The sequence below is a fragment of the uncultured Aquitalea sp. genome (genome assembly GCF_945957525.1).
Taxonomy (GTDB): domain Bacteria; phylum Pseudomonadota; class Gammaproteobacteria; order Burkholderiales; family Chromobacteriaceae; genus Aquitalea.
The window spans coordinates 44,549-70,545 of the sequence record NZ_CAMFLA010000010.1 but is presented as its reverse complement, the minus strand read 5'-3'; the positions used below and the strand labels follow the sequence as shown (position 1 = coordinate 70,545).

Genomic DNA, 25,997 nt, shown 5'->3' with positions numbered 1-25,997 from the left:
TCTACAAAATACCACCTTTGCTACCTATTTCTGCCTTATTTTGCGTGGGTGCGCTAAATTTTGTAGAAGGGTCTGGCAAGGAATTTAGGCTTGGGATTTTTGGTGTCCTCGTTTGTGCCGAAAGGCTTCAACCGACTCTAGCACGGCCTCTTCTGGGTTGCGTGGGAAGATGTTCGTGGGGATGATGATTTCACAGCGGACTGGTTCGACACCATCAATCAACAGTTCAACTTGCGCATTACCCACCACGCTGTGCAAGTAGCGGGTGTATGTGGCAACCTCATCCTCTGTGAGTTCATTGGTCTGTTCGGTTATTCCTCCTTCATCAAGTAGCGCATGCATACGTGTTTCGTTTGCATCTAGGCCGAATGTCAGGAGAATTGTTTCTCGCTGATTAACGGCGTAGAACTTCACTAGGCTAGGCCCAGATTCGAAAGGAATTATGGTCATGTCCTTAAGGTTCTCATCAGGCTCACGCGGCCAAAGTCGAACAGTGACTTTGGCACCCGCCAATTGCCCAAGCTCAGCTGCGTCAGTGATTTCCTCGCCAGCCTTCAGCTTCACCAGTCCATCAGCATCCATCAGGGGGTACCAAGGTTCCAATCTGTCACGCGTGCGGTAGACCGTCATCTCTGTGGGCACGCAGACTTCCTCAGCGAGATACCGATTGGCTAAGCCTTCGATGATGTCAAGATCTGCGCCGATTTGCCTGCGGTCTGCTGGAATGTCGGGGTCAACAATGTCCCCATCAAGGCTGGCATGCGCCACCGCGCAGCGTCCTGAGTCGAAGAGATGCTTGCTCACGTTGACACCTTGAGATCGTAATTCGGCGACGCGCTTTGCTGCATGACCATCTAGTTTGTCGAGATTGCGTTCGATCCAAGCAACTCTATCTTTTGCTTCCTTTTTCTTGAACTGCGATTCCAGCACCTTGAAAAAACTCAGGAATGAGTACGCCTCGTGCGCATACCTTAGTCTGCGACCTTCCCTACAAAACGCCAGCGCTTTGCGGACCCGGTCGTCCTCGATGATGGGCATGTAGGTACAGTCGAAGCAATGTGGACCACCCTGAGTCATAGTTGTGAAGGAGTTTTGTAGGTGGCCATAGCGAATAGGATGGGTACTCCATGTGTAGCCCGACACATCAACATAGCCACCTTTAAACCAGCCCAGAACTGACACAAATCGAAGTATTCGGGCAAAGGCATCGTCGAAGTTGTCACTAGGGCAAGGAGTGCTGATGCAGGGCGGTTCCTGCTTGCCACCTACCGCACAACCACGCAACAAGAACTCTGTTCCGTCGTAGACAACAAGAACATCCTCTTGTGGCCATGCGATGGACGAGGAGACTCCTGCGGTAAACCACCCAAGGCGATTGCCGATGAACTCCTGAGCCTTATCTTTGAAGTAATGCGGAATGTAAGGAGTCTTGAATTTAGCCGTGCCCAATATTATTCGCATCCTCGAGTAGAGAGTTCAAAGGTCAAGTAGGGTAGGGTGATCCAATTGGCATTCTACAAAAAACGGATCGTATCTACCTGACTGATTTCAGCGACTAATTTCAAAGAAATCAGCTACATGTAAGTCATCAATGAAGTGGTTTTGTAGAAGAAAAATGCGTTTTGTAGAAGGGAGTCTGCGACAGAAATTGTAAATTTCTTGAGATTGGAAAACAAAAAAGCCCTTGATTTCTCAAGGGCTTAATTGCGTGGTCTGGCGGAGAGGGAGGGATTCGAACCCTCGGTAGGCTCGCACCTACGCCTGATTTCGAGTCAGGTACATTCGACCACTCTGCCACCTCTCCGACTCAGAGCAGGCGATTGTAGGCAGGGTCCCGTCGGCTGTCAAGACGTTGGCCGAAGAGAATCTGCCGGCGCCGCTCAGTGCTTGAGCTCGCCTTCCCACTTGGCCACCACGGCGGTGGCGATGGAGTTGCCTACCACGTTGGTGGCGGAGCGTCCCATGTCCAGGAAGTGGTCGATGCCCAGCAGCAGCAAGAGGCCGGCTTCCGGAATGTTGAATTGCGCCAGCGTGGCGGCGATGACCACCAGCGAGGCGCGCGGCACGCCGGCCATGCCCTTGGAGGTGAGCATGAGGATAAGCAGCATGGTGACTTCTTGCGCCAGCGTCAGCTCGATGCCGTAGGCCTGGGCGATGAAGATGACGGCGAAGGTGCAGTACATCATCGAGCCGTCCAGGTTGAAGGAGTAGCCCATGGGTAGTACGAAACTGGCGATCTTGTTGGAGCAGCCGAAGCGTTCCAGTTGTTCCAGCGTTTTGGGGTAGGCGGCTTCGGAGCTGGCGGTGGTGAAGGAGAGCAGCAGCGGTTCGCGCATCATGCCGATCAGCCTCCAGACGCGGCGGCCGACAAACATGGCGCCGGCCAGGATAAGCAGCAGCCAGAGCACGCCGATGGCCAGGTAGAACTCGGCCATGAATTTGCCGTACACGCCCAGCACGCCCAGGCCTTCCTTGGCCACGGTGGCGGCGATGGCGCCGAATACCGCCAGCGGGGCGAAGTTCATCACATAGGACGTCACCTTCAGCATCACGTGGGCCACCACGTCGATGATGTGAATCAGCGGCTTGGCCACGTCGCCCAGCACGGCCATAGCGCTGCCGAAGAAGACGGAGAACACCACGATTTGCAGGATTTCATTGTTGGACATGGCTTCAAACACGCTCTTGGGGATGGCGTGAGTGACGAAGTCCTTCAGGGAGATGGCGCTGGCCTTGATGCCGCTGTCCGCGTGCAGGTCCGGCAAGGGCAGGTTGAGCGCTACGCCCGGTTGCAGCAGGTTCACCATGATCAGACCCAGTGTCAGCGACATCAGCGAGGCGGAGATGAACCACAGCATGGTTTTGCCGCCGATGCGGCCTACTGCTTTGCCGTCGCCCATTTTGGCGATGCCCACCACCAGCGTGGAGAATACCAGCGGGGCGATGATCATCTTGATCAGGCGCAGGAAGATATCGGTGAGGATGGAGATGGTGTCGGCGAAAGACTTGATGGCGGATTCGGTGCCTGCCAGTTCGCGCACCAGATAGCCGGTGAGAATGCCCAGCACCATGCCCAGCAGAATGAAGGTAGTCAGTTTCTTGGACTTCATAGAGTGTCTCTGCAGTGTTTGTAAGGGGGAGCGTCAAGGAATCCGCGGCGTGTTGTCTGATCGAAAACGATGCCGTTGGATTCGAAACCGGCTTTGTTGTTGTGTTGATTTTCTGTGAAATCGTGAGCCGTTTTTCTGCATCTCATTGTTATTAAAAGACAATGAGCTAAAGAAGGGCGTGATTATAGAGAAGGTGGGACAAGCTGTCTGCCTTAAAATGTCATTTTTCGAAACCTGCGGTTCGGATTTGTCCTGGCGCGCCTTGCCGAGAAGCCGCATGCCGTGCGGGCAAGCGCAGGCTGCGCGCCGGCTTGCCGACTGGAGCGGGGCTGGGGCGGGGGGTAAACTGGCAGGCGGGATCAGAAGACAGACAGCGGGCGCGAAAGCGTTGCCGGAATGCCGCAGCCGGCTGTCGCCAGGACAAAGAAAGTCATCAGTGAAACTCTCCAGCCGCATGGGCGATATCGGGCCCTTTCAGGTTATGGCCATCCTCGAGCGTGCCCGCCAGTTGCAGGCCGATGGTCATGACGTCATTCATCTGGAAGTGGGGGAGCCCGACTTCCCCACGCCGCAAGCCATCGTGGATGCTGGTCGCCAGGCGCTGAGCGACGGCCATACTTTTTATACGGCGGCGCAAGGCTTGCCCGAGCTGCGTCAGGCCATCTCCGGTTTTTACCAGCAACGTTACGGTGTGGCGGTGGCGCCGGAACGGGTGATTGTCACTCCCGGCGCTTCGGGCGCTTTGCAGATTGCGTTGAGCCTGTTGGTGGACGAGGGCGATGAGGTCGTGATGGCCGACCCCACGTATCCGTGCAACCGCCATTTTGTCAGCCTGCTTGGTGGCCGGCCGTTGGGCGTGGCTGTGGGGTCGGAACAACGGTTCCAGTTGCTGGCCAGCGATGTGGCGCAGGCATGGACGCCGCGCAGCGTGGCGGCCATGGTGGCCAGCCCGGCCAACCCCACCGGCACTTTGTTGTCCGCTGGTGAACTGGCGGCGTTGGCGCAGGCGTGTCGCGTCCGAGGCGGGGCCTTGATCGTGGACGAGATCTACCACGGGCTGACATATGGTTGCGACGCGCCTACGGCGTTGTCGGTGGCGCCGGACGCCATCGTCATCAACAGTTTTTCCAAATATTTCCAGATGACCGGCTGGCGGTTGGGCTGGCTGGTGGTGCCGCCGGAGTTGGTGGAGCCGGCCCTGCGGCTGGCGCAAAACCTGTTTCTGTGCCCGCCGTCCATGGCGCAGCGCGCAGCATTGGCGGCCTTCAGTCCAGAGGTGCTGGACGAGCTGGAAACGCGGCGTGCGGAGTTTGGCCGGCGGCGTGATTACCTGCTGCAGGCCTTGCCGCAACTGGGCTGGCGCTTGCCTGCCGCGCCGGAAGGCGCGTTTTATGTGTACGCGGATGTCAGCGCAGTGACCGACGACAGCTTTGCCTATTGCCGGCGCTTGCTGGAAGAGGGGCATGTGGCGATAACGCCGGGTGCGGATTTTGGCTTTAATCAGCCGGAGCGTTATGTCAGGGTGGCCTACACCACCGGCATCGACAGGTTGGCCGAAGCGGTGGCCCGCATCGGCAAGCTGGCTTGATTGCCGGGCATGAAACACCAAAGGCGCCGAAAGGCGCCTTTTGCATGGAGGGGGAAGATGGACGGCGGCTTGGGCCTGCCTTGGCTCAGGCGTGCGGCGAAGCTTGGTTGGCGGCTCTTAGTGATGGATGTCCAGAATCACGTCGCCGCGTTCTTCTGCGACCGATTCCAGAATCTCCAGCAAGGTGGAGTAGAGATCAATGCCCAGCGACTGGCGCGAGGCATCGGTTTCGCGCCATACCAGCTCGAACGGGCCTTTGACGTCGGCGATGAGGCTATCGTACAGCGCGTCCAGATTGCGGCCGAAGTGCGACGGCAGCTTGAGCTGTTTGGTCAGTTCATCATAGAACTGGTCGATGGTGGCGATGTGCTGCAAGTGGCAGGTGGTCATTGGCATGCCGGCACCTCGATGAAGCGGTTGTAGTGGTCGACGGTGACAAAGCGCTGGCCGTCGCGGGAGAAGACGATGCGGTAAGCGCCGCGCTTGCCTCCTTTATAGTTCAGGTCCGCCTCTTGCCATTGCCCTTTCGGCAAACGTTTTTCGAAATTGCCGAAGCGGTCGCCGCCGATGGACTTGCCCTGCAGGCCCGGCACGCTCCACAGGCTGCGGCCGGGCTGCCAGCCGGCGGCCTGGGCTTGGCGTTTGCTGACGAATTTGTCCGGCAGGCGACCGGTTTTGCCCAGGCTGGCAATCACGCTGGCCAGTTCTTGGTTGTCCAGCCGGTTGCCGGCTTGCCGGTTCACGTCCACCGCCACGTCTGTACAGCTGGCGGCAAACGCCGGCGTCAATGGCAGGCAAAACAGCATCAGCGAGGCGATCAGGGCGGGCAGGCGTGTCATGGCGTCTCCAGAGGATGGGATTCCACCGCGTCGTGTCGACCGATCAGGATGGGCAGCATGCGCGCCATCGGCCCGGCATCGTCGGCGGTGGTGATGAAACGGTAGCAATGATCGGCCTGGCTGTCACTGGCATGCTGTTTCAGCTGCGACACCACACGGCGAGCGATAGCCTCGGCCGGGTCGTAGAGTGCAATGGCGTCGCCGGTGAGCTCGCGGATCAAAGGCGCGAGAAAGGGGTAATGGGTACAGCCCAGTGCGATGTGGTCGATGTTTTGCGCCAGCAGCGGCGATACCACCTCGGCCACCACTTGGCGGGTGAGGGGGCTGTCCAGCTCGCCGGCTTCCACTTGTTCCACCCAGCCGTGGCCGGGCCGGCGCAACACTTCCACGCCGTTGGCGTGGGTGTCCAGCAAGGTTTGCACCCGCTCGCTGGCCAGCGTGGCCTGGGTGGCCAGCACGGCGATGCGTCTCGTGCGGCTGGCGGCGGCGGCCGGTTTGATGGCCGGCTCCACGCCAACGATGGGGATGGGCAACTCGCGCCGCAAGGCGGTAATGGCCGCCGTGGTGGCGGTATTGCAGGCCACCACCAGAATGGTGGCCCCCTGGCTCATCAGGTAATGGCCGATGGCCAGGCTGCGGTCGATGATCTCCTGCCGACTGCGCGGGCCGTAGGGGCAGTAGGCCTGGTCGGCCAGATAGGTAATGGGCCAGCGGGGCAGGGCGGCGCGCACCGCGCGCCAGATGGAAAGCCCGCCCAGGCCCGAGTCGTGCATTGCGATCATGCGGCGGCGATCAGTTGTTCTGAATGACGATCTTGGGGAATTTGCTGGAGAAATCCTGCGCCTTCTCGCCCACTTTCACCGCCACCTTGCGGGCGATGTCTTTGTAGAGCGCGGCCACGGCGCCATCCGGATCGGCAGCCACGGTGGGCTTGCCTTCGTCCACGGCCAGGCGGATGCCCATGTCCAGCGGCAGCGAGCCCAGCACGTCCACACCGAAATCCGCCGCCATGCGCGCCGCGCCGCCTTCACCAAAGATGTGTTCGGCATGGCCGCACTGGCTGCAGACGTGAATGGCCATGTTTTCCACCATGCCGAGAATCGGCACGCCTACCTTGTTGAACATGGTGACGCCCTTGCGCGCGTCCAGAAGGGCGATGTCCTGCGGCGTGGTGACGATCAGCGCGCCGGTAACCGGTACTTTTTGCGACAGCGTCAGCTGGATGTCGCCGGTGCCTGGCGGCATGTCGATGACCAGATAGTCGAGGTTGTCCCAGCGGGTGTCGTTGAGCAGCTGCTGCAATGCCTGGCTAACCATGGGGCCGCGCCACACCATGGCCTGGTCGGTGTCCACCAGATAGCCGATGGACATGGTTTGGATGCCGTAATTTTCGATGGGCTTGAGGCTTTTGCCGTCCGTCGTTTCCGGGCGTTGGCCTTGCAGGCCCATCATCAAGGGTTGCGACGGCCCGTAGATGTCGGCGTCCAGAATGCCCACGCGCGCGCCTTCCGCGGCCAAAGCCAGCGCCAGGTTGACGGCGGTGGTGGATTTGCCCACGCCGCCCTTGCCGGACGCCACGGCGATGATATTTTTCACACCGTCAAGCAGCGGCACGCCGCGCTGGGCGGCATGGCTGGTGATCTGGCTGCTGACCGTCACTTCCACCCGGCGGCCTTCGGCCAACGGTGTCAGCGCGTCAATGAAGCGCTGGCGCACGCTGTCGAACTGGCTGTTAGCGGGGTAGGCCAGCACCACGTCCAGAGAGAGCGCGTCGGTGCTCTGCTTGATGTTGCGCACGGCCTTGGCGGCGGTGTAGGGCTTGCCGGTGTTGTCGTCGATCAGGCTGGAGACGGCCTCGATCACTTGAGCGTCGGTCAGGTTCATGGCGGTATTGTCGCTGGCTGAGTCCGGCTTGCCGCCGAACCATTGGGTCAATTTGGAAAGCATGGTGGGTGTTCCGGGTGAATACCCGACTATTTTAATCTGTTTTTCGCCGGTCGTCCTGGCAGGCGCCGGCCAAGCCGCCGCAGAGGTCGCTCAGTCGCGGTTTGGCATCGGTTCTCCGTCGGTCGGATGCGCCATGTTACTCCCGCGCTGCCGGCATGGCTATTGGCCTTGCTCATGCTCTCGCCAAATAGCTTCATCTGGAGTTTTCTTGCCGGGCCGGACGCAGACGCGTAGAATTGATCGTTTTTTCTTCCGCGACGCGATAGCGTTTGCGCGGCGTCAGGCTCGGCCCCGTCAGGCCGCAGGCCACGATCTTTAGGTTACGAAAGGCTTTACCCTCCATGCAGTCCCGTCATGCCGTGCTCAGTCCCGCCAACCTCTTGTTTCCCCTGGCGCTGGTGCTGTTCGAATTTTCCGTTTACATCGCCAACGACATGGTGCAGCCCGCCATGCTGATGGTAACCCGCGAGTTTCTGGTGGATGCCTCCTGGGTGCCTGCCGCCATGACCGCCTTTCTCATCGGCGGCGCTTTGCTGCCCTGGCTGACCGGCCCCTTGTCCGACCGCATCGGCCGTCGCCCAGTGTTGCTGGGCGGCGTGGTGTATTTCACCCTGGCTTGCCTTGCCACCTGGTGGGTCAACTCCATCGAGTCCTTCATGCTGCTGCGCGTGCTGCAGGGTGTGGGTCTGTGCTTTATCAATGCCGTGGGTTATGCGGCGGTGCAGGAGGCCTTTGAAGAGAAGGCCGCCGTCAAGGTGACCGCCCTCATGGCCAATGTGGCGCTGATTGCGCCGCTGGTCGGCCCGCTGGCCGGCGCCGCGCTGGTGGAAGTTGCGCCGTGGCGCAGTTGCTTCGTGGTGATTGCCGCCCTGTCCGGCCTGTCCTTGGTGGGGCTGTGGTGGAAAATGCCGGAAACCGTGCAAGCCGGCGCCGACAAGACCCCGCTGCTGCGTATGGGCGGTGCTTACCTCGCCTTGCTGCGCGATAGCCGCTTTGTGCAATCCGCGCTGTGCATTCCGTTGCTGGCGCTGCCGCTGATGGGCTGGATCGCGCTGTCGCCGGTGCTCTTGGTAAAAGACTTGGGCATGAGCACCATGGCTTACGGCCTGATGCAGCTGCCGGTGTTCGGCGGGCTGATCGCCGGCAATCTGGCGCTGGTGTTTCTGGCCGACCGCTGGCCGCTTGGCCGTTCGGTGTTTGTCGGCATGTTGCCCATCGTCGGCGGCCTGTCGCTGATGCTGGCCGGCGTACTGTTTGCCGAAGAGCCGGTATGGCTGATGGTGGCGGGCATGAGCCTGATGACTTTCGGCGAAGGCATGAGCTTTGGCGTGCTGTACCGTTTTGCCCTGATGGCGTCCGATATCGCCAAGGGCACGGTGTCGGCCGGCATGAGCATGCTGTCGATGGCGGGCTACGCAGTGGGCATCGAAGCCTTCCGTCTGGCCTATGTGGCGGGCGGCATGGCCGGCTTTGCCGTGGCCTCGGTGTGTACCGCGCTGTTGTTCGTTGTGCTGGCGCGCCGCACTGTGCCGCAAGCCATGGCGGAGCGCGCCGAGCCCGTGGGCGAACTGGCCGCGCAAAGCGCCTGACGCCGTCTTGACCCAGCCAAGCCTGGCTGGAGGATGTCGACGACGTCTTCCGCCAGGTTTTTTGTCGCCCATTGCCGTGACCGCGTCTGCATCCGGCTTTATAATCATGGGCTTTCGGCAGCTGTTCCGGCTGCCCGCACAAGATCGTTTACAGGGACTTCCCAATGAGCAAACGCAAGATTCTGGTGACCAGCGCGCTGCCTTACGCCAACGCGGGGCTGCACCTTGGCCACATGCTGGAACAGATCCAGACCGATATCTGGGTGCGTTTCCAGAAGATGCGCGGCCACGAGTGCTACTACGTCTGCGCGGATGACACCCACGGCGCGCCCATCATGCTGGCCGCCGAAAAGCAGGGCATCACTCCGGAACAGCTGGTGAACAACGTGCGTGAATTGCACGTGGCGGATTCGCAGGGCTTCCTCATCGGCCACGATAACTACTACAGCACCAACAGCCCGGAAAACAAGGAACTGGCCGAGCGCGTCTACAAGGCGCTGCGCGCCGACGACAAGATTGCCTGCCGCACCATCGAGCAACTGTTTGATCCGGAAAAGCAGATGTTCCTGCCGGACCGTTTCGTGAAGGGCGAGTGCCCCAAGTGCGGCGCCAAGGACCAGTACGGCGACAACTGTGAAGTGTGCGGCGCCACCTACAACCCCACCGAGTTGAAGAACCCCTATTCGGCGGTGTCCGGCGCCAAGCCGGTGCTGAAAACCTCCGAGCATTACTTCTTCCGTCTGGGCGAATGCGCCGACTTCCTCAAGGCCTGGACCAGCGGCAGCAGCGTGCGGGCCGACGGCGTCAGCCAGGCGCATTTGCAGCCGGAATCTCTCAACAAGATGAACGAGTGGATCGGCGGCGGCCTGCAGGATTGGGACATCAGCCGCGACGCGCCGTATTTCGGTTTCGAGATTCCGGATGCCCCGGGCAAGTATTTCTATGTCTGGCTGGACGCCCCCATCGGCTACATGGCCAGCTTCAAGAATTTGTGCGATCGCACCGGCATGGATTTCGACGCCTGGTTCAAGCAGGACTCCGATGCCGAGATGTACCACTTCATCGGCAAGGATATCTTGTATTTCCATGCGCTGTTCTGGCCGGCCATGCTGCACTATTCCGGCATCCGCGCCCCCAACGGCGTGTTCGCCCACGGCTTCCTCACCGTGGATGGCCAGAAGATGTCCAAGTCGCGCGGCACCTTTATCCAGGCCAAGAGCTATCTGGATTGCGGCCTGAATCCGGAATGGATGCGCTATTACATGGCGGCCAAGCTGAATGGCCGCATCGAAGACATCGATCTCAATCTCAATGACTTCGTTGCCCGTGTGAATTCCGACCTGGTGGGCAAGTTCGTCAACATCGCCAGCCGTTCCGCCGGTTTCATCAGCAAGCGCTTCGGCGGCAAACTGGCCGACAGCGTGGCGGATGCCGACATCCTGTCCCGCCTGCAGGCGGCTGCCGATGAGCTGGCTGCCGCGTTTGAAGCCCGCGAATACGCCAAGGCCCTGCGCGATGTGATGGCGCTGGCCGACGTGGTAAACGGCTATGTGGACGCGAACAAGCCGTGGGAGTTGGCCAAGCAGGAAGGGCAGGACGCGCGGCTGCAGGAAGTCTGCACCGTGCTGATCAACGCCTTCCGCCTGCTCACCATTTACCTGAAGCCGGTGCTGCCCAAGTTGGCCGAAGGCGTGGAAGCCTTCCTCGACGTTGCCCCGCTGGCCTGGGACGACAGCCGCAGCCTGCTGCTGGGCAAGGAGATCAAGCCCTACCAGCACCTGATGCAGCGCATCGACCCCATCCTCATCGACAAACTGATCGAAGCGAACAAACAGAATATGCAAGCTACTCAAGACGCTCCGGCCGCCGCCGCTTACGAACCGTTGGCCGAGACCATCAAGATTGACGATTTCGGCAAGATCGACCTGCGCGTGGGCAAGGTGCTGGCCTGCCAGTTTGTGGAAGGCTCCAACAAGTTATTGCAGTTCACAGTGGATCTGGGCTTTGAACAGCGCAATATCTTCTCCGGCATCCGTTCTGCCTATCAGGAACCGGAAAAGCTGGTGGGGCGCCATGTGATCGTGGTGGCCAACCTTGCCGAGCGCAAGATGCGCTTTGGCGTATCGCAAGGCATGATCGTTTGCGCCTCCGGCGTGGATGACGGCAGCGGCCTGTTCCTGCTGGACGTGGACGCAGGCGCCGTGCCGGGCATGCGCATCGGCTAAGCCCGACCCTTGTGCGAGAACGCCCCGCCGGTGTTTTGCCGGCGGGGCGTTTTTCATTGCGCAAGGTAAATGGCGGTAAAGCTTCACAGACCTGTCATGTGCCGCTGCTAGAGTTCTGCTAAACAAATCGGAACTAATGATTGGCAAATCAGTCCATTGCGTGGTAAATCTTTACATTGAATCAATTTTATCGTTTCCGTACTGGCAATGAAAACAACAACAAAGAAAGTGAAATCAAATGAAAATTTCTCAACTGAAACCGGGTTACACCATTCTCGAGCATAAAGACAGCGGCGATGTGATCCACTACGAAGTGGTCAGCATCCGCCAGGTAGGCAAGATGTTTGAAGTAACCTTCCGTTCCGTGCTGGGTCTTGCCAGCGCGTTTTATCCGGCAAACGCCTTTATCAGCGCTGCTGCCTGATCCGGACGGTCCATCTCACGGGACCTTCGCCACACAACAGAAACCCCGCCAACCGGCGGGGTTTCGCATTCCACGAACCCCTTGCATTACAATCCGCCTTTTGATCCGCCTCTTGTGATGGCTGGAACGTTCATGCCGAGACTGTCGCCGCGCCTGCTGCTTGAAATCATCGTCAATTTTGTCCTGCCGTGGGCCGCGTACCGTTTGGCTGCGCCGTCATGGGGGGAGAGCGGGGGGCTGATCGCTTCAGCGCTGCCGCCCATCGTCTGGAGCCTGTGGGAACTGTGGCACACACGCAAAGTGGATGCCCTGAGTCTGACGGTTGTGGCCGGCATCGCGCTGTCTTTGCTGGTCATGCTGCTGGGGGGCGACGCACGAATGCTGTTGATGCGGGAGTCCTTGGTATCAGGGCTGATCGGGCTGGTGTTTCTTGGTTCGCTGTGCTTCGGCAAACCCTTGGTGTTCTATCTGGCCCGGGCCACCCTGGAGCGGGAGTCCAGCGCCGGACGGACGCGTTTCGATACTTTGTGGGAGCAGGAAATCTTCCGTCGGGGTTTGCGCAGAATGACTTGCCTGTGGGGTGTGGGGCTAGTGGCGGAAACCGCGATTCGCGCCTGGATGGCCTGGAATATGTCGGCAGACCGCTTTCTGGTGCTGTCGCCCATCGTCAGCTATGGTTTTGTCGGCTTGCTTGTTGGCGGGACGCTGCTTATGCGCCGCACCATGCGCGGCCGGGTGTCCGCCTGACAAAAAAAGAGGGCCGCGCTGGGCGGCCCTTAATTTCCGTGATGAACACTTAGGAGAATACGTGTATCAAGCTCGCCTTGCGGCGTGGTTTCTGCACGATTCAGACTACACAGGCTATGTCCCGCTCTGGAGCACACCGAAGAGAGACGAAAACGATTCGTGGGGCGAAACCGTTTCGCGATAACCTGTGTTCAACTATAGATGCCGGGTGTTGTGAAGTTGTGTCTTGCAGAGGGCTAAATGTTAATGAATATGTTTTCGTTTTCGGCCCCGATATCGACTTGAGCATATTTTTCATAAATGTGTTGACGAGGTTGGCAGGCAAGGGTAATATTCGATTCCTCGCTGCAACGCAGCAAGCGACAGAACAGACGCGGGATGGAGCAGTCTGGTAGCTCGTCGGGCTCATAACCCGAAGGTCGTAGGTTCGAATCCTGCTCCCGCAACCAGCAAGAACAAAAAAGCCAACTTCACACGAAGTTGGCTTTTTTGCATTTGTACGCCAGAAACGCAATACGCGCGTGCTGCCTCATGTCGCTGTTCATCTCTTTGAAGTTTTCTTGCTTTGCTTGGGGGCATGGCACGGCAAGCGGCTTCTCACTTCTCGCCTGCGTTCTCTTCGGTTTCCCTCTCCTGTGCTTGGTTGTTTTGTTGGGTGTCTGCCGGTCATTTGTTTTGAGCCTGGCCGCATTTTTGTACTGATTAGCACTACTTTGCCTTTCATTCCCGTTAGCTGACCACTGGTCGGTCACTTGTCGAACTTTGTCAGTTCGGCCGGCGTGCTGCTGCCAATAGAGCCTGGATTCAGGCGTTGGACTGTCCTGCAATCGGCTTTTTTGCCCCCATTTGCACTGGCGCAACAGGGGATGGCACGACCTGGGAATATCTCTAAAACGCCCGTCCTGTCTGGCTTTTCTCGCAATTCATGCCTTGGGTGCGGACACATTGTATCCACATCTTAAATTATTTGTTTTAGGTATTTAAACATTTAAACTTGCAATGGCATCGGACTTGTCTGAAAATACAACCTGAAATCTGATTAAAGAATCTGTTGAATATTCTGATGTGACTACAGGATCTTTTCTCAGGTTGACCAGCAGCCACCCTCTGGGACGGCTGGCAAGCAAGTTTGCCGAAGACAGCGCCAGGCTGGCCGGCAGATCGTTGAACGTCCGCCCGGATTCGGGCACGCAAATCGCAATGGAGCCTTACAAAATGAAGAAGATCGTATCCGCACTGGTTATCGGGCTGGGCCTTTACTCCGCTGGTGCGATGGCTGCTGACGGCACCATCACCATCAACGGCAATATCGTGGCCAATACCTGCACCATCACCGGCACTTCCGGCAAGAACGTGACCGTGACCCTGCCGACCGTCGGTACCGCCGCACTGGCCACCGCCGGCCAAACTGCCGGCGCCACCCCGTTCGCCATCAGCCTGAGCAGCTGCCCGGCTGGTCTGAACAAGGCGCAAACCCGCTTTGAAGTTGGCCCCACTGTTGATCCGGCTACCGGCAACCTGCTGAACAGCACCGCCTCCGGCTCCGCCACCAACGTGGAAGTCCAGCTGCTGAACAACACCTTCCAGGCCATCAACGTGACCACCAACACCAACTCGCAGCTGGTCCCGATCAGCAGCGGCGCGGCCACCATGAACTACTACGCCCAGTACATCGCTACTGGCGGCGCATCTACTGCCGGTACCGTGAGCACCAGCGTGCAGTACTCGATGACCTACCAGTAATCGATGTGTCCGGTTGGCCGCATGACTGGCGCGGCCAACCGGTTCCATCCCATAAAAGCAGGTTGAAAAATGAGAAAAAAAGCAGTTAACGGGGTAGTTGTGTTGCTGACGGCCATTTCCCTTCTGGGAGCCGGCTCGGCGTCTGCGGGCGTAGTGCTTTCCGGCACGCGCGTGGTGTACAAGGCCGAGGACCGCGAGGTCACCGTGAAGGTCAACAACCCGGGCAAGGAACCTTCGCTGGTTCAGGTGTGGGCTGACCGCGGCAATGAAAAATCTGTTCCCAATACGGCTGATGCGCCTTTCCTCATCATGCCGCCAATTTTCCGCATCGACCCCGCCAAGGGGCAAACGCTGCGCTTGACCTTTACCGGCGCCGATCTGCCTCAGGACAAGGAGTCGGTGTTCTGGCTCAACGTGCTGGATGTGCCGCCGCTGCCCAAGGCGACCGGCGAACAGCAGAACTTCATGCAAGTGGCTTTCCGCTCGCGCATCAAGCTGTTCTATCGCCCGACCGGCCTGGTCGGCACGTCCGATGATGCAGCTGACAAGCTGCGCTGGAGCCTCAAGCCGCAAACCGCCGGCAAGGGCTATCTCTTGCATGCTGAAAACGCCTCGGCCTACCACGTATCGCTCAATCGCGCCTTGCTAAGCGCGGGCGGTCGCGAGTACGAGTCCGACAGCGGCATGGTGCCGCCTGGCGGCAGCCATGACTTCTCGCTCAAGGACCTGAAAAACCGGCCCGACGGCGCGCTGAAGCTGCGTTATGAAAGCATCAACGACTATGGCGCGGCAGTCGTGCACGACGTGACGCTTGCGCCTTGATGATTCCGGCGATAGCGGCCAGGAGCCGCTCGCGCCCTTGCAGGACTGATCTCGCCATGAAACAAGACATGACACGACAGCCCGGACGCCGCTGGGTCGCGACCCGGCTCAGCCTGATGGTGTGCGGTTTGTTCGGCAGCGCAGCCGCACTGGCGGATGCCACTTCGGCCGACATGCTGGCCATGAATGACGTAGCCCTGAACAACGTTCAGTTCAATCCGGTGTTCATCGACCAGAATTCCGGCGGCCAGCCGGTGGATCTGTCCCGCTTCAGTCAGGCGGGCAGTGCCTTCCCGGGCCAATACCGCGCCGACGTATTCGTCAACGACAGCTGGGTGGGACGCCGCGACGTGCTGCTCAAGGACATGGGCGAGCGCAAGGTGCAAGCCTGTTTCAGCCGCGCCATGCTGGATGAGATGGGCGTGGATTTCAGCAAGCTGAAGGACGTGGCTGCGCCTAGGCGCGATCAACCCGGCGAGTGCGTGGATATCGCGACCGTCGTGCCGGGCGCTTACTCGGCTTTCAACAGCGCTGACTTGCGACTGGACGTGAGCTTGCCGCAGAAGTATCTGCGCGCTCATGCCCGTGGCTATGTCGACCCGCAATACTGGGACGCAGGCGCGCCTTTTGCCGGTTTCCTCAACTACAACGCCAACGCTTACCGCTACGACAACGGCGCCTCGGGCAAGGCCACACAGTATTACGTTGGCGCCAACGCCGGCCTCAACATCGGTCTCTGGCGCTTCCGCTACAACGGGTCCGTCACGCGCCAGGACAACAATAAGGGCAACAGCCAGAACCAGTATCAGACCACCTCGGTATACGCGCAGCGCGACATCACCGACTGGCGCTCGGTACTGACGCTGGGCGACTATTTCACGCCGTCTGAACTCTTTAGCAGCGTGCCCTTTCGCGGCGCGCAGCTGAATTCCGATGACCGGATGCTGCCGGAGTCGCAGCAGGGCTATGCGCCGGTGGTGCATGGCGTGGCGGAGACCAACGCCAAGGTGTCGGTTCGCCAGAACGGCAATCTGATTTACGAAAACGTGGTGCCGCCGGGCGAGTTCAGCATCGACGACCTCTACAACACCGGTTCCGCCGGCGATCTGGAGGTGACGGTGACCGAGGCGGATGGCCGGGTGCGCAAATTCCTGGTGCCTTACGCCGCCGTGCCGCAATTGCTGCGCGCCGGGCAGTCGCGTTACTCCGTTACCGCCGGCCAATGGCGTGACAGCACGCTGCGCGACCATCCGGACTTCCTGCAGGCCACCTATCAGCGCGGCATCAGCAATAGCGTCACGCTGTATGGCGGCGCGATCGCGGCCGATCATTACCAGGCCGGGCTGTTCGGGGCCGGCGTCAATACGCCGCTGGGCGCGCTGGCGCTGGACATTACCCAGTCCTGGGCCAGTAACCTGCCGTACAACTCGGACGGCGGCCGCGACATGAACGGTCAGAGCTACCGCGTTACCTACAGCAAGCTGATGGAGATGACGCGCACCAACTTCACGGTGGCGGCTTATCGCTACTCTACCGCCGGCTATCTGGAGTTTCGCGACTACACCAACCTGGTCAATCAGGTGGGCATCGTCTATCGCGCCAAGAACCGCTTCCAGCTGAACGTGGATCAACCGCTGGGCGAGCGCATGGGTCACCTGTACCTGACGGCCTCCACTCAGGACTATTGGAACCAGACCGGCCGGGATCTCACCTACCAGGTGGGCTACAACAACAGCCTGAAGTGGATGAACTACAGCCTGTCGGCGGGCCGTACCCACGACGCTCAGGGTCGCAACGTCAATCAGTACACGGTCAGCGTGTCGATTCCGCTGGGCCGCGAGCCTTACTCGCCGCTGCTGAGCTCCAGCTATACCAGCAACAGCGATCACAGCAGCAATGCCCAGGTGAACCTGAGCGGCACCACCGGCGAATTGCACAACCTGAGCTACAACGTTTACGCCAATACCAACCGCGACGGCAACGGCAATAGCAGCAACGGCGGAGGCGGCAGCGTGCAGTACGCTACGTCGGTTGCCACCTTTACCGCCGGCGGCAGCAGCACCGGTTCCACCTCGCAGGTGAATGCGGGCATTACCGGCGCGCTGGTATTCCATCCAGGCGGCATTACCGCGGCGCAGTCGTTGGGCGAGTCGTTCGCCGTCGTGGAAGCGCCGGGTGCCGAGGGCGCAGCGGTGAGCAACACCAACGGCGTGCGGGTGAACAAGTCCGGCTATGCGGTGGTGTCTACGCTGATGCCTTACCGTCAGAACGAAATCACGCTGGACCCGAAGGGCATGAGCCAGGATGTGGAGCTGCAGGAAAGCACCCAGCTGGACGCGCCGCGCGCCGGGGCGATCGTGATGATGAAATTCGGCGTGCAGCAGGGCAAGCCGGTGATCGTGACGCTGCGCAAGGCGGACGGCGGGCAACTGCCGGTGGGCGCCAACATCAGCGGCGAGGGCAATGATTCGCTGACCATGGTGGGGCAGGGTGGTCGCGCGTTCCTGCGCGGCATGGAAGGCAAGCCCTTGTCGGTGAGCTGGGGCCAGGGCAAGGATCAGCAATGCCGCTTCAGCTACCAGCTGCCGCAGCAGAAGATCGGCAATGGCTATATGCAGACGGACGCCGTCTGCCAGCCCCTCTGACAGCAAAGACCGCCGCCGGTGGCGAGCGGTCTGGAAAGCGACAAGACATGAGCAAGAACACCATGAATCGACTCTACGGCTGGCTGCTGGCCCTGATGCTGGCCTTCCCGGTCACCAGCCACGCGCTGGGGTGCTGGAACGGTAACAGCAGCAGCGGCAACGTCACCTCCACCTTCAACTTGCCGGGCAATTTGTACGTGTCCGCCACGGCGCCGGTCAATACCATCATCTGGCAATCGCCGCTGCAAAACCTGGCGCTGTATTGCTCGCAGAGTATCGGCGAAAACGTGTATTTCTGGGTAAACCCGAAAAACGCCACGCTGGCGCCCGGCTTGCAGATCGGCATCATTTTCAATGGGCAGACCATTACCCAAAGCAGTGGCGCGGTGAACACCAACATCTATGTGCCGGCCGGCGGCTCGGTGACCACCACGCTGCAGTACTCCATCGTATTGTTGAAAACCAGCGGTGCGCCCACAAGCGGCACCTCCAGTATCAACAATTACTCGGTATTCCAGCTAGACGGGGTAGGCGGCATCAATGCCGCACAGGGCATCAATTTCAACCAGTGGATCAACGGATCGGTCACTTTTACGCCCGGCGGCACTTGCGACTTGAGCGCGGCGGACAAGAACCGCGTGGTGAATTTGCCGACGGTAGGCAGCGCGCAGTTTGCTGCAGTGGGCAGCACCATGGCGCGGACGTACTTCACTATCTCGGCGTCCAACTGCTCCAGCAGCATTTACACCGCCACCTTCCGTTTCAGCGGCACGGCGGACAGCAATAATCCGGTGTTGTTTGCCAATAGCGGTGGCACCGCCAAGGGGGTGGCGATCAATCTGGCTAGTGTTTCGGATGGCCAGAATATCGGCGCCAATCAGACAAACAATACGCGAGTGGTGAACATTCAGTCACAGTCGGCGCAACTGCCGGTGTATGTGGAGTACATGCGCACCACCACTGTGGTACCGGGTACGCTGCAGTCCGTGGTGACAATAGATATGCTCTACCAGTAGCGCCGGGCAGCATCAGAAAGTCAAAAGCCTTCGGCCAACCTTAATGGTTGGCCGAAGGCTTTTGTCGTGGGGCGCGGGCTATCAGTTGTAGACCACTGTCACCACCTGGCCGCTGCTTGTCGTCGTGTTCATGCTCAGTGCGGACAGGGTCAGCGACTGGGTATTGTCCATGCCGGAGCAGGAAGGACCGGAGCTTACCTTGCGCGCGGCCGCGTAAAGACGCGGCTGGGTGGCATAACTCACCAGCGTATTGCCGGCTTGAGCGCACGGCTCTTTGACGATGGTGCCGGTGAAGCTGATTGTGCCGCCTTCGGCCGCCAGCGAGGGGGCACCGTACAGTGCTGCAACGCCAGCCAGAATGATGATTGCCTTTTTCATGTCGAACCTCCCTGCCGCGCTGTCGCCGGGCAAGTGTGGCGGACAGCAAAGCTTACGCTGAAATCAAATGGTTTAAAATTGAAGTTGTAATTTTCAACTGTTTATGATTTTGAAGTGTAGTCATCCGCATTGATAATATCAACATTGCAAATAATTGAATTATTAAACACATTTTCTTATCAATTAGTAAATGGAAGGGCTGACGGCATGCCAAGCGGCTGATCTGGCCGGATAGCTGCCATTCCCGCGTTTATCCATGTGCAGTCTGAATGGCTGTAATAACTACAAGCCGTCAGATGCGGTCGGAAATGGGTGTTGCGCTGGTGGCCTCAGAGGCAAAGAAAAAGCCCCTTGCCGTTGGCAAGGGGCTGCAAGCGCGATATCAGGCGTGCAGATGAAAATGATCCGCCAGCTCTGCCAGCGAATTGGCCGTATCACTGAAGCGCGCGATGCTGTGATTGGCTTCCTGAATGTGCTGGTGAGACTCCTCCAGCTGGTTGGCGATGCTATTCATGCGTTCGGCCAGATGCGCCGCCGTGGCGGACTGCTGGGCATTGGTGCCGGCCAGCTCCTGCATGGTGTCGCTGACGGATTGCGCTGCATTGCGGATATCCACCAGTCGTTCCGATGTGCGCTGCTGGGCCTCGCTACCGGTGCGGGTTTCCTGGCTGACCTGGTGCATGGTCTGTACCGCTTCCTCCGATGCCCTGTGCACATTGCCCACCAGGCGGTTGATCTCACCCGTGCTGCTGCTGGTGCGTTCGGCCAACTTGCGCACCTCGTCGGCCACCACGGCAAAGCCCCGGCCTTGCTCGCCGGCCCGCGCGGCTTCAATGGCGGCGTTGAGCGCCAGCAGATTGGTTTGCTCTGCGATGTCGTGAATGGTTTGCGTCACCTGACTGATGCCGGAGATGGCGTCCGACAGCGAGTTGATGATGTTTTCCGCGCTAAGTACGGTTTGCGTGGCTTCCTGGCTCTGCCGGTAGGCAAGCGACATGTCTTCCGTACTTTGTTCGATGGTCTGGCGGGAGGCAACGCTCAGCTCGGCGCTGCGTACCGCACCCTGCGCCACCTGTTCGATGGAGGTGGACAACTGTTCGATGGCGGCGCTCATTTGTTCCACGCTCTGGTTGCCGGCATCCATCTGCTCGTGCAAGCCTTGCATGGAGGCGCGCAATTGCTTGCCGTCTTCGTTGAGCGCGCGCGCGGTCATTTGCAGCTCGTCGATCACCACCTTCAGGTGCACCTGCATATAGGCCAGCGTGCTTTCCAGCCGGCCGGAGTCGCCGGCCTTCTGAATAGACAGCGTATTTTCCAGATGCCCTTCGGCGATGGCTTCGCAAGCGTCCAGCAGATCGCGTTGACGCTGGCGCAGATGGCTTTCATAGGCAAACCAGCCGGCCAGCCCTGCCAGCCCGGCAAGGTTCAGACATAGCCCCAATGCATCCGGATGCAAGGCGGCGTTGGCTGCCAGAACCAGCGCGGTGAGCGCGGCGGTTGCTGTTCTGATGCGGCTCTCCGCCCAGCCTTGCAGCTTGGGTGGGTGGAAGCGTTCGCCGGCCATCAGGCGCGGGTATAACGCTTCGGCCTCCTGGATAGCCTGGCGGCTGGCGGGGGTGCGAACCGACATATACCCGAGCGTGGCGCCGCTTTGCCGCACGGGTACGACAAATGCGTCCACCCAGTAATGATTGCCGTTCTTGCAACGATTCTTGACCAGCCCGCGCCAAGGCCTATTGGCCTTGACCGTGCGCCACAAGTCTTCAAACAGCACAGGCGGCATGTCCGGGTGGCGGACGACATTGTGACTACTGCCCAGCAGTTCTTCGCGCGAGAAACCCGAAATGGCGACGAAAGCATCGTTAGCGTGGGTGATGACCCCCTTGAGGTCGGTTCTGGTGACAATAAGCCCCTGAGTGAACGGGGTCTCGATGCCCGTCACTGGTAAGTTTTTCTTCAAATCTAGGCTCCCGCGATGCCGTGTTCAGTTAAAAGTACTGGTTTGAATTATTTTCACGATGCACTTTACGCACAGCGGGTGGACGGAAGCATGATCCGGATCAAGCGACAGAAGAATTTCACCTGCTTGTCATCAAGAATGGTCTAACGCGCCAGCGCCGCCGCGACAGTGCTTTATGCTGGCCCGGTTTATACTGCAGCCATGTTTCTCAGGAGAGTTGTCGATGCGCATCGCCGTCTTTGATACCAAAAACTATGACCAGCATGCACTGGATGAAGCCAACCGGCGTTTTGGCCACGAGATGGTGTATTTCGAACCCAGGCTGAATCGCGAGACGCTGGACCTGGTGCATGACGTCGACGCGGTCTGTCCCTTCGTCAACGACCGGCTTGATGCTGAGGTGGTGGCCAGTCTGGCAGCGCGCGGCGTCAAGCTGGTGACGCTGCGCTGCGCCGGCTTCAATGGCGTTGATCTGGCCGCCTGTCAGCAGCACGGCATTACCGTTACCCGGGTGCCGGCTTACTCCCCCCATGCCGTGGCTGAGCACGCCTTTGCCTTGCTGCTGGCGGTGGTGCGGCGCATTCACAAGTCTTATGTGCGGGTGCGCGAGATGGATTTCTCGCTTGACGGGCTGGTGGGCTTTGACTTGCATGGCAAAACCTTCGGCGTGGTAGGAACCGGCCGTATCGGTCAGGCCGCCATTAGCATCGCCAAAGGCTTCGGCATGAAGGTGCAGGCTTTCGATTTATATCCGCAACCGGCGTTGGCGGAAAAACTGGGTTTTGATTATGTCGACCTGCCTACCTTGCTGGCCGGCGCTGATATTGTCAGCCTGCATTTGCCGCTGACGGCCGAAACCCGCCACATGATCAACGCCTATTCCTTGCCCGGCATGAAACGCGGCGCGGTACTGATCAATACCAGTCGCGGCGCGCTGGTGGAAACCTCGGCGCTGATCGCCGCGCTCAAGGACGGCCGGCTGGCCGGCGTGGGGCTGGATGTATACGAGATGGAAGAGGGCGTGTTCTTCGAAAACCGCTCGGAGGTGGGATTGGAAGACGACCAACTGGCCCGGCTGCTGACCTTCCCCAATGTGTTGATCACCTCGCACCAGGGTTTTCTTACTCGCGAGGCCTTGGCCAATATCGCGGAAACCACGCTGGGCAACGCCAGCGCCTATGAGCGGGGCGAGGCCTTGCCGAACAAAGTGAGCCAGGGCTGATTGATGCGGGTTCTCCTACCAACGTTTCTGGTGTTGATATCGCTGGGCGGTTGCGCTTTTAAAGAGGTCGCCCGGCAGCAGGCTTTGCTGCAGGAAGGATGCACCATCAGCGGTCGGATTGCTGATGCCGGTGATGGCAAGGGCAGCATCTCGGTGGGGCTGTACAAAGTGAGGCTGGTCGATGGCGAAGCGGCTGACGCCGAGCTGGCGGAGCAATCCTGGTATGAAAAGCCGGGCCAGTGGGCCTTCTACGCCAAGCCTGGTCGCTACCAGGTGATCGCTTTTCGCGATCAGAACGGCGATGGCCAGTGGCAGCCCGGTGAGCCGTGGGGGGCTGTGCAGGATCTGGAGGAGTTCAATTGTCCGCGTGGCGGCGTACTGAACAGACTGACGCTGGATTTGAAGCGCGACCTGCCTGAAGACCCGGAACTGAAAGGGATGCTGGCGCATCCTGAGGCGGGAGCTCAACCCGTCAGCTTGGGAGGTGTTCTTGCGCGAGGTGAGTCTACGCAGTTGCGTGATGCGCGCTGGGAGGCCCAAACCGGTGCGCAGGGCTTGTGGCGGCCAATGGACTTTCTCACACAGGGCAAGGCCGGCATTTATTTTCTCGAGCCTTATGATGCGAGACGTATTCCTGTCTTATTGGTGCACGGCATAAACGGCACCCCCGGCAATTTTGCCGCGATGGCGGATCATCTTGATAAAAAGCGCTTTCAACTATGGGCGGCAGCCTATCCGTCAGGTTTGGCCATAGAGGGTTCAGCCCGGATACTGAGTCGTCTGCTGCAAGAGCTGCAAGTGCGTTATCGCTTCAAGCAGATGATTGTGGTGGCCCACAGTATGGGTGGACTGTTGACCAGATCCATGCTGCTGGATCTGGCCGCATCGGGATCATCGATCAAAGTGCGGCAAGTGTTTACCCTGGCAACACCATGGACAGGCGATGATCGTGCCGCCATGGGGGTACGGCATGCGCCGGCGGTGATCAGAAGCTGGCGGGACATGGCTTCCGGCAGCGACTTCCTGCAGGGCCTGTTTCACTTGCCATCCGGCGCGGAGCGATCATGGCCCGCCGGCGCCCGGCACTATCTCTTGTTTGCCTACGACCGGGCGGACAGTTGGTCGGCGGAGTCCAGCGACTCCGTCATCCCGCTGCGCAGTCAGTTGGGTGAAGCGGCGCAACGTCAGGCTTATCAGCTGCGTGGATACAATGCCACACATGTGGGCATTCTCAACGACGCAGCTGTCTGGCGCGATCTGAATGGCTGGATGGCGGAGACGCCGGCCGAGGCCGCTCAACCTACCAGCTTGCGGCGGAATACCCAGTTCCGCTCATCCGAGGCTGTCGGTTCAAAGCGATAACCATCCAGATTGAAGTCTTTCAGCTGTTCCGCCTGTTCCACGCCATGCAGGGCAGCCCAGCGCGCAATCAGGCCGCGTGCGCGCTTGGCGTAAAAACTGATGATCTTGTACTGCCCGTTCTTGAAGTCCTGGAAAACCGGCGCAATCAAGCGCGCCTGCAAACGGCGCGGGCGCACTGATTTGAAGTATTCCTCGGACGCCAGGTTCACCAGCTCGGGTACCGGGTCTTCGGCCAACCTTTTGTTCAGCGCATCGGTGACGATATCGCCCCAGAATTCGTAGAGGTTCTTGCCGCGCGGGTTGTGCAGGCGGGTACCCATTTCCAGCCGGTAGGGCTGCATCAGGTCGAGCGGGCGCAAGGCGCCGTACAGCCCGGACAGGATGCGCAGGCGGGATTGCAGATAGTCCAGCTGCGCTTCGCTCAGACTGGCGGCGTCCAGCCCTTCATAGACGTCGCCCATGAACGCCAGCACCGCTTGCTTGGCATTGTCGGGCGTAAAGTCGGCACGCCAGTCCTGATAGCGACCCACATTGAGCACGGCGAGCGCATCGCTGATGCTCATCAGTTTGGCGATTTCCGCCGGGCTCTTGCTGCGCAAGGTGTCGATCAGCTCGGCGCTGTGGTCGAGAAAATCGGGCAGGGTGTGGCGGCGGGTAAAGGGCGGGGTGTCGTAGTCCAGCGTCTTGGCCGGCGACAAAACCATCAGCATGAAGCATTCCTTGAGGGTGGGCCTGGCCTGCCGTCCGGCGTGACCGTCGGCGGCCCGGGTTCTACAATGGGCGGATTCATCAGGAGATATGGGCATGCGAGTACTTGTTCAACGGGTGTCGACCGCCAGCGTGACGGTGGATGAGGCCGTGGTAGGCCGGATCGGCGCCGGATTGTTGCTGTTAGTGGGCGTGGAAGAACCAGATGGCGCCGAGGACATTGATTGGCTGGTGCGCAAGATCAGTCAGTTGAGGGTGTTCAATGACGAGAATGGCGTGATGAACCGCTCGGTGCAGGATAGCGGTGGCGATGTGCTGGCGGTAAGCCAGTTCACGTTGTTTGCCAGCACGCGCAAGGGAAACCGGCCCTCCTACAGCCGGGCGGCTCGCGGCGATATTTCCGCCCCCGTGTTTGACCGTTTCGTCGCCGCCATGGCCGAGGCGCTGGGCAAGCCGGTGCCCACCGGCGTGTTTGGCGCGGACATGCAAGTGGCGCTGGTCAATGACGGCCCGGTCACCATCTGGCTGGACAGCCGCAACCAGGAATAAGCATGGACAAGCGTTGGCAGCGACCGTGGCGGGTGCTGATCGTCCCTTATTACCTGGACCGCTACGCGAGGCACATCCATGTGGCGCGTGTGGCGCTGGCCTTTGTGTGCGGGCTGGCGCTTAACGTGTGCTTTGCCATTCCTCATGGTAGCTGGATGCTGGTGACCATCCTCATCGTATTGGGCGGGGTACCGCATTGGGGCAGTGTGCGACGCAAGGCGCTGCAACGCATGGGGGGGTCTTTGCTGGGTGCGCTGGCGGGCCTCGCCGCCATCTGGCTGCTGCCTTTTGGCGCGTCGCTGTTCTACGGCTGGATGCTGCTGATCGTGGCCCTTAGCATCTGGCATGCCCAGGGCAAGGGCGAGTACCTGGCCTTGCTGACCGGCTTCACTATGGTGATTGTGGCCGGGCTGGGGGACGAGCCGATGGACGCCGCGCTATGGCGCAGTTTCAATGTGCTGACGGGTTCTGTTATCGGGCTGGCCGCCGCCGCCATTCTGCCGTTGCGGGCCATGGATAGTTGGCGCTTTCTGCTGGCGGACAATCTGAGGGAGGCGGCTTTGCTTTACAGCCGGATATCCCGCCGCGAGATATCGGACAATGATGATTCATTGGCCCAATTCAACAGCCGGCTATTGCGCATGCGCGGCCTGCTGTCGGCCGTGGCGCAAGAGTCCGGTATCGGCAGCCGGCGTCTGGACGCCATTCAGCGCAGCCAGCGCAGTCTGTGCAGCTTGCTAGACCGCATGTGGGAGGTGGCGCATCAGACCCCGCCGTTGGCCGATGCGGCCCAGCAGCGTCGCCTGATCGTTCGCACGCTTATGCGGGCCGCTCACGCCATGCGGTTCAATCAGCCGGCGCTGTTGGCCGAAGCCTTGCCGCCAGCCTGCGATCCGCTGGTGGTGCTGAAACCGTCAAGCTGCCATTGGCTGGTGTCGGAGTTCAATCTGGCGGTGGAGACCCTGAGAGGGCAATTGCAAGCCCTGTTGCCGGCGCTGATCGCGGTGGAGCCGCCAACACGCGAGTTGGTAAAGCGCATGCAGCGCTTCGGGCGTGATGTCGGCCGCCATGCTAGGCGTTGACGAGCGCATCACCTGTCAACAGGTTACGACCCGCACGTGAG

Annotated in this window: 22 protein-coding genes and 2 tRNA genes; 14 read left to right on the top strand and 10 right to left on the bottom strand. The window is 60.0% G+C overall.

All coding sequences use genetic code 11. From position 1 onward, the window contains the following. Nucleotides 1-84: 84 nt before the first annotated feature. The 3 genes from mauJ to Q0P52_RS11300 all read right to left on the bottom strand — a co-directional run bounded on the left by mauJ (nt 85) and on the right by Q0P52_RS11300 (nt 3,110). Nucleotides 85-1,449 (bottom strand): methylamine utilization protein MauJ, encoded by a 1,365-nt coding sequence (gene mauJ / locus Q0P52_RS11310; RefSeq protein ID WP_293762346.1) that lies wholly within the window; start codon nt 1,447-1,449, stop codon nt 85-87. A gap of 265 nt (nt 1,450-1,714) precedes the next feature. Next, nucleotides 1,715-1,804, bottom strand: a tRNA-Ser gene (locus Q0P52_RS11305). A 76-nt stretch (nt 1,805-1,880) separates the two neighbouring features. Then, entirely contained in the window at nt 1,881-3,110 is a 1,230-nt protein-coding gene (locus Q0P52_RS11300; protein WP_293762349.1) for a dicarboxylate/amino acid:cation symporter, read from the bottom strand. A 436-nt stretch (nt 3,111-3,546) separates the two neighbouring features. Between Q0P52_RS11300 and Q0P52_RS11295 the strand changes: the two genes are divergently transcribed. After that, nucleotides 3,547-4,698, top strand: coding sequence for a pyridoxal phosphate-dependent aminotransferase (locus Q0P52_RS11295; RefSeq protein ID WP_293762352.1), 1,152 nt, complete (start codon nt 3,547-3,549; stop codon nt 4,696-4,698). Nucleotides 4,699-4,815: 117 nt separating this feature from the next. Here the strand turns inward: Q0P52_RS11295 and Q0P52_RS11290 are convergent, their stop codons facing one another. Genes Q0P52_RS11290 through apbC form a run of 4 tightly spaced genes read right to left on the bottom strand, consistent with a single transcriptional unit; the run spans nt 4,816 to nt 7,484 of the window. Next, on the bottom strand, nt 4,816-5,094 hold the full coding sequence (locus tag Q0P52_RS11290) for a barstar family protein (RefSeq protein ID WP_293762354.1): 279 nt from the start codon (nt 5,092-5,094) through the stop codon (nt 4,816-4,818). Next, nucleotides 5,085-5,537 (bottom strand): ribonuclease domain-containing protein, encoded by a 453-nt coding sequence (locus Q0P52_RS11285; protein ID WP_293762356.1) that lies wholly within the window; start codon nt 5,535-5,537, stop codon nt 5,085-5,087. The genes Q0P52_RS11290 and Q0P52_RS11285 overlap by 10 nt, the downstream gene beginning before the upstream one ends. Further along, nucleotides 5,534-6,319 (bottom strand): glutamate racemase, encoded by a 786-nt coding sequence (murI, locus tag Q0P52_RS11280; protein ID WP_293762358.1) that lies wholly within the window; start codon nt 6,317-6,319, stop codon nt 5,534-5,536. Before murI ends, Q0P52_RS11285 begins: the two co-directional genes overlap by 4 nt. Before the next feature lie 10 nt (nt 6,320-6,329). Beyond that, complete coding sequence (gene apbC, locus Q0P52_RS11275; protein ID WP_293762360.1) at nt 6,330-7,484, bottom strand: iron-sulfur cluster carrier protein ApbC; 1,155 nt, start codon at nt 7,482-7,484, stop codon at nt 6,330-6,332. 341 nt (nt 7,485-7,825) lie between these two features. Between apbC and Q0P52_RS11270 the strand changes: the two genes are divergently transcribed. From Q0P52_RS11270 to Q0P52_RS11230, 9 genes are all read left to right on the top strand, one after another. Beyond that, complete coding sequence (locus tag Q0P52_RS11270; RefSeq protein ID WP_293762363.1) at nt 7,826-9,073, top strand: MFS transporter; 1,248 nt, start codon at nt 7,826-7,828, stop codon at nt 9,071-9,073. Nucleotides 9,074-9,237: 164 nt separating this feature from the next. Beyond that, nucleotides 9,238-11,298 carry a methionine--tRNA ligase gene (gene metG, locus Q0P52_RS11265; RefSeq protein WP_293762365.1) on the top strand — a complete coding sequence of 687 codons (2,061 nt, stop codon included), beginning with the start codon at nt 9,238-9,240 and terminating at the stop codon, nt 11,296-11,298. 238 nt (nt 11,299-11,536) lie between these two features. Next, nucleotides 11,537-11,722 (top strand): hypothetical protein, encoded by a 186-nt coding sequence (locus tag Q0P52_RS11260; protein ID WP_293762367.1) that lies wholly within the window; start codon nt 11,537-11,539, stop codon nt 11,720-11,722. A 132-nt stretch (nt 11,723-11,854) separates the two neighbouring features. Continuing rightward, a complete protein-coding gene (locus Q0P52_RS11255; RefSeq protein ID WP_293762369.1) occupies nt 11,855-12,469 on the top strand; it encodes a VC0807 family protein in 615 nt (204 codons plus the stop codon). Nucleotides 12,470-12,841: 372 nt separating this feature from the next. Next, nucleotides 12,842-12,918, top strand: a tRNA-Met gene (locus Q0P52_RS11250). 766 nt (nt 12,919-13,684) lie between these two features. Beyond that, on the top strand, nt 13,685-14,212 hold the full coding sequence (locus Q0P52_RS11245) for a fimbrial protein (RefSeq protein ID WP_293762374.1): 528 nt from the start codon (nt 13,685-13,687) through the stop codon (nt 14,210-14,212). Between the two features lie 69 nt (nt 14,213-14,281). Next, entirely contained in the window at nt 14,282-15,034 is a 753-nt protein-coding gene (locus Q0P52_RS11240) for a fimbria/pilus periplasmic chaperone (protein WP_293762376.1), read from the top strand. 68 nt (nt 15,035-15,102) lie between these two features. Continuing rightward, the gene (locus Q0P52_RS11235) at nt 15,103-17,679 is read left to right on the top strand and encodes a fimbria/pilus outer membrane usher protein (protein ID WP_293762378.1); all 2,577 of its coding nucleotides are present in this window, start codon (nt 15,103-15,105) and stop codon (nt 17,677-17,679) included. A 47-nt stretch (nt 17,680-17,726) separates the two neighbouring features. After that, the gene (locus Q0P52_RS11230) at nt 17,727-18,695 is read left to right on the top strand and encodes a fimbrial protein (protein ID WP_293762381.1); all 969 of its coding nucleotides are present in this window, start codon (nt 17,727-17,729) and stop codon (nt 18,693-18,695) included. An 81-nt stretch (nt 18,696-18,776) separates the two neighbouring features. Here the strand turns inward: Q0P52_RS11230 and Q0P52_RS11225 are convergent, their stop codons facing one another. Then, complete coding sequence (locus Q0P52_RS11225) at nt 18,777-19,073, bottom strand: hypothetical protein (protein WP_293762384.1); 297 nt, start codon at nt 19,071-19,073, stop codon at nt 18,777-18,779. Nucleotides 19,074-19,455: 382 nt separating this feature from the next. After that, complete coding sequence (locus Q0P52_RS11220; protein ID WP_293762386.1) at nt 19,456-21,015, bottom strand: PAS domain-containing methyl-accepting chemotaxis protein; 1,560 nt, start codon at nt 21,013-21,015, stop codon at nt 19,456-19,458. A 241-nt stretch (nt 21,016-21,256) separates the two neighbouring features. Here Q0P52_RS11220 and Q0P52_RS11215 point away from each other — a divergent pair, with 241 nt between their 5' ends. After that, nucleotides 21,257-22,255, top strand: a complete 999-nt coding sequence (locus tag Q0P52_RS11215; RefSeq protein WP_293762388.1) for a 2-hydroxyacid dehydrogenase — start codon at nt 21,257-21,259, stop codon at nt 22,253-22,255. Nucleotides 22,256-22,258: 3 nt separating this feature from the next. Beyond that, nucleotides 22,259-23,617 (top strand): alpha/beta fold hydrolase, encoded by a 1,359-nt coding sequence (locus tag Q0P52_RS11210; RefSeq protein ID WP_293762390.1) that lies wholly within the window; start codon nt 22,259-22,261, stop codon nt 23,615-23,617. On the opposite strand, the gene yaaA is transcribed toward Q0P52_RS11210, so the two are convergent. Continuing rightward, a complete protein-coding gene (gene yaaA, locus Q0P52_RS11205; protein ID WP_293762393.1) occupies nt 23,551-24,327 on the bottom strand; it encodes a peroxide stress protein YaaA in 777 nt (258 codons plus the stop codon). The two genes, Q0P52_RS11210 and yaaA, sit on opposite strands and share 67 nt — an antisense overlap. 94 nt (nt 24,328-24,421) lie before the next feature. Between yaaA and dtd the strand changes: the two genes are divergently transcribed. Both dtd and Q0P52_RS11195 read left to right on the top strand, forming a co-directional pair. Continuing rightward, the gene (gene dtd / locus Q0P52_RS11200) at nt 24,422-24,874 is read left to right on the top strand and encodes a D-aminoacyl-tRNA deacylase (RefSeq protein ID WP_293762395.1); all 453 of its coding nucleotides are present in this window, start codon (nt 24,422-24,424) and stop codon (nt 24,872-24,874) included. A 2-nt stretch (nt 24,875-24,876) separates the two neighbouring features. Next, nucleotides 24,877-25,956: an FUSC family protein gene (locus Q0P52_RS11195; RefSeq protein WP_293762399.1), complete on the top strand. Its 1,080-nt coding sequence runs from the start codon at nt 24,877-24,879 to the stop codon at nt 25,954-25,956. Nucleotides 25,957-25,997 lie beyond the last annotated feature (41 nt).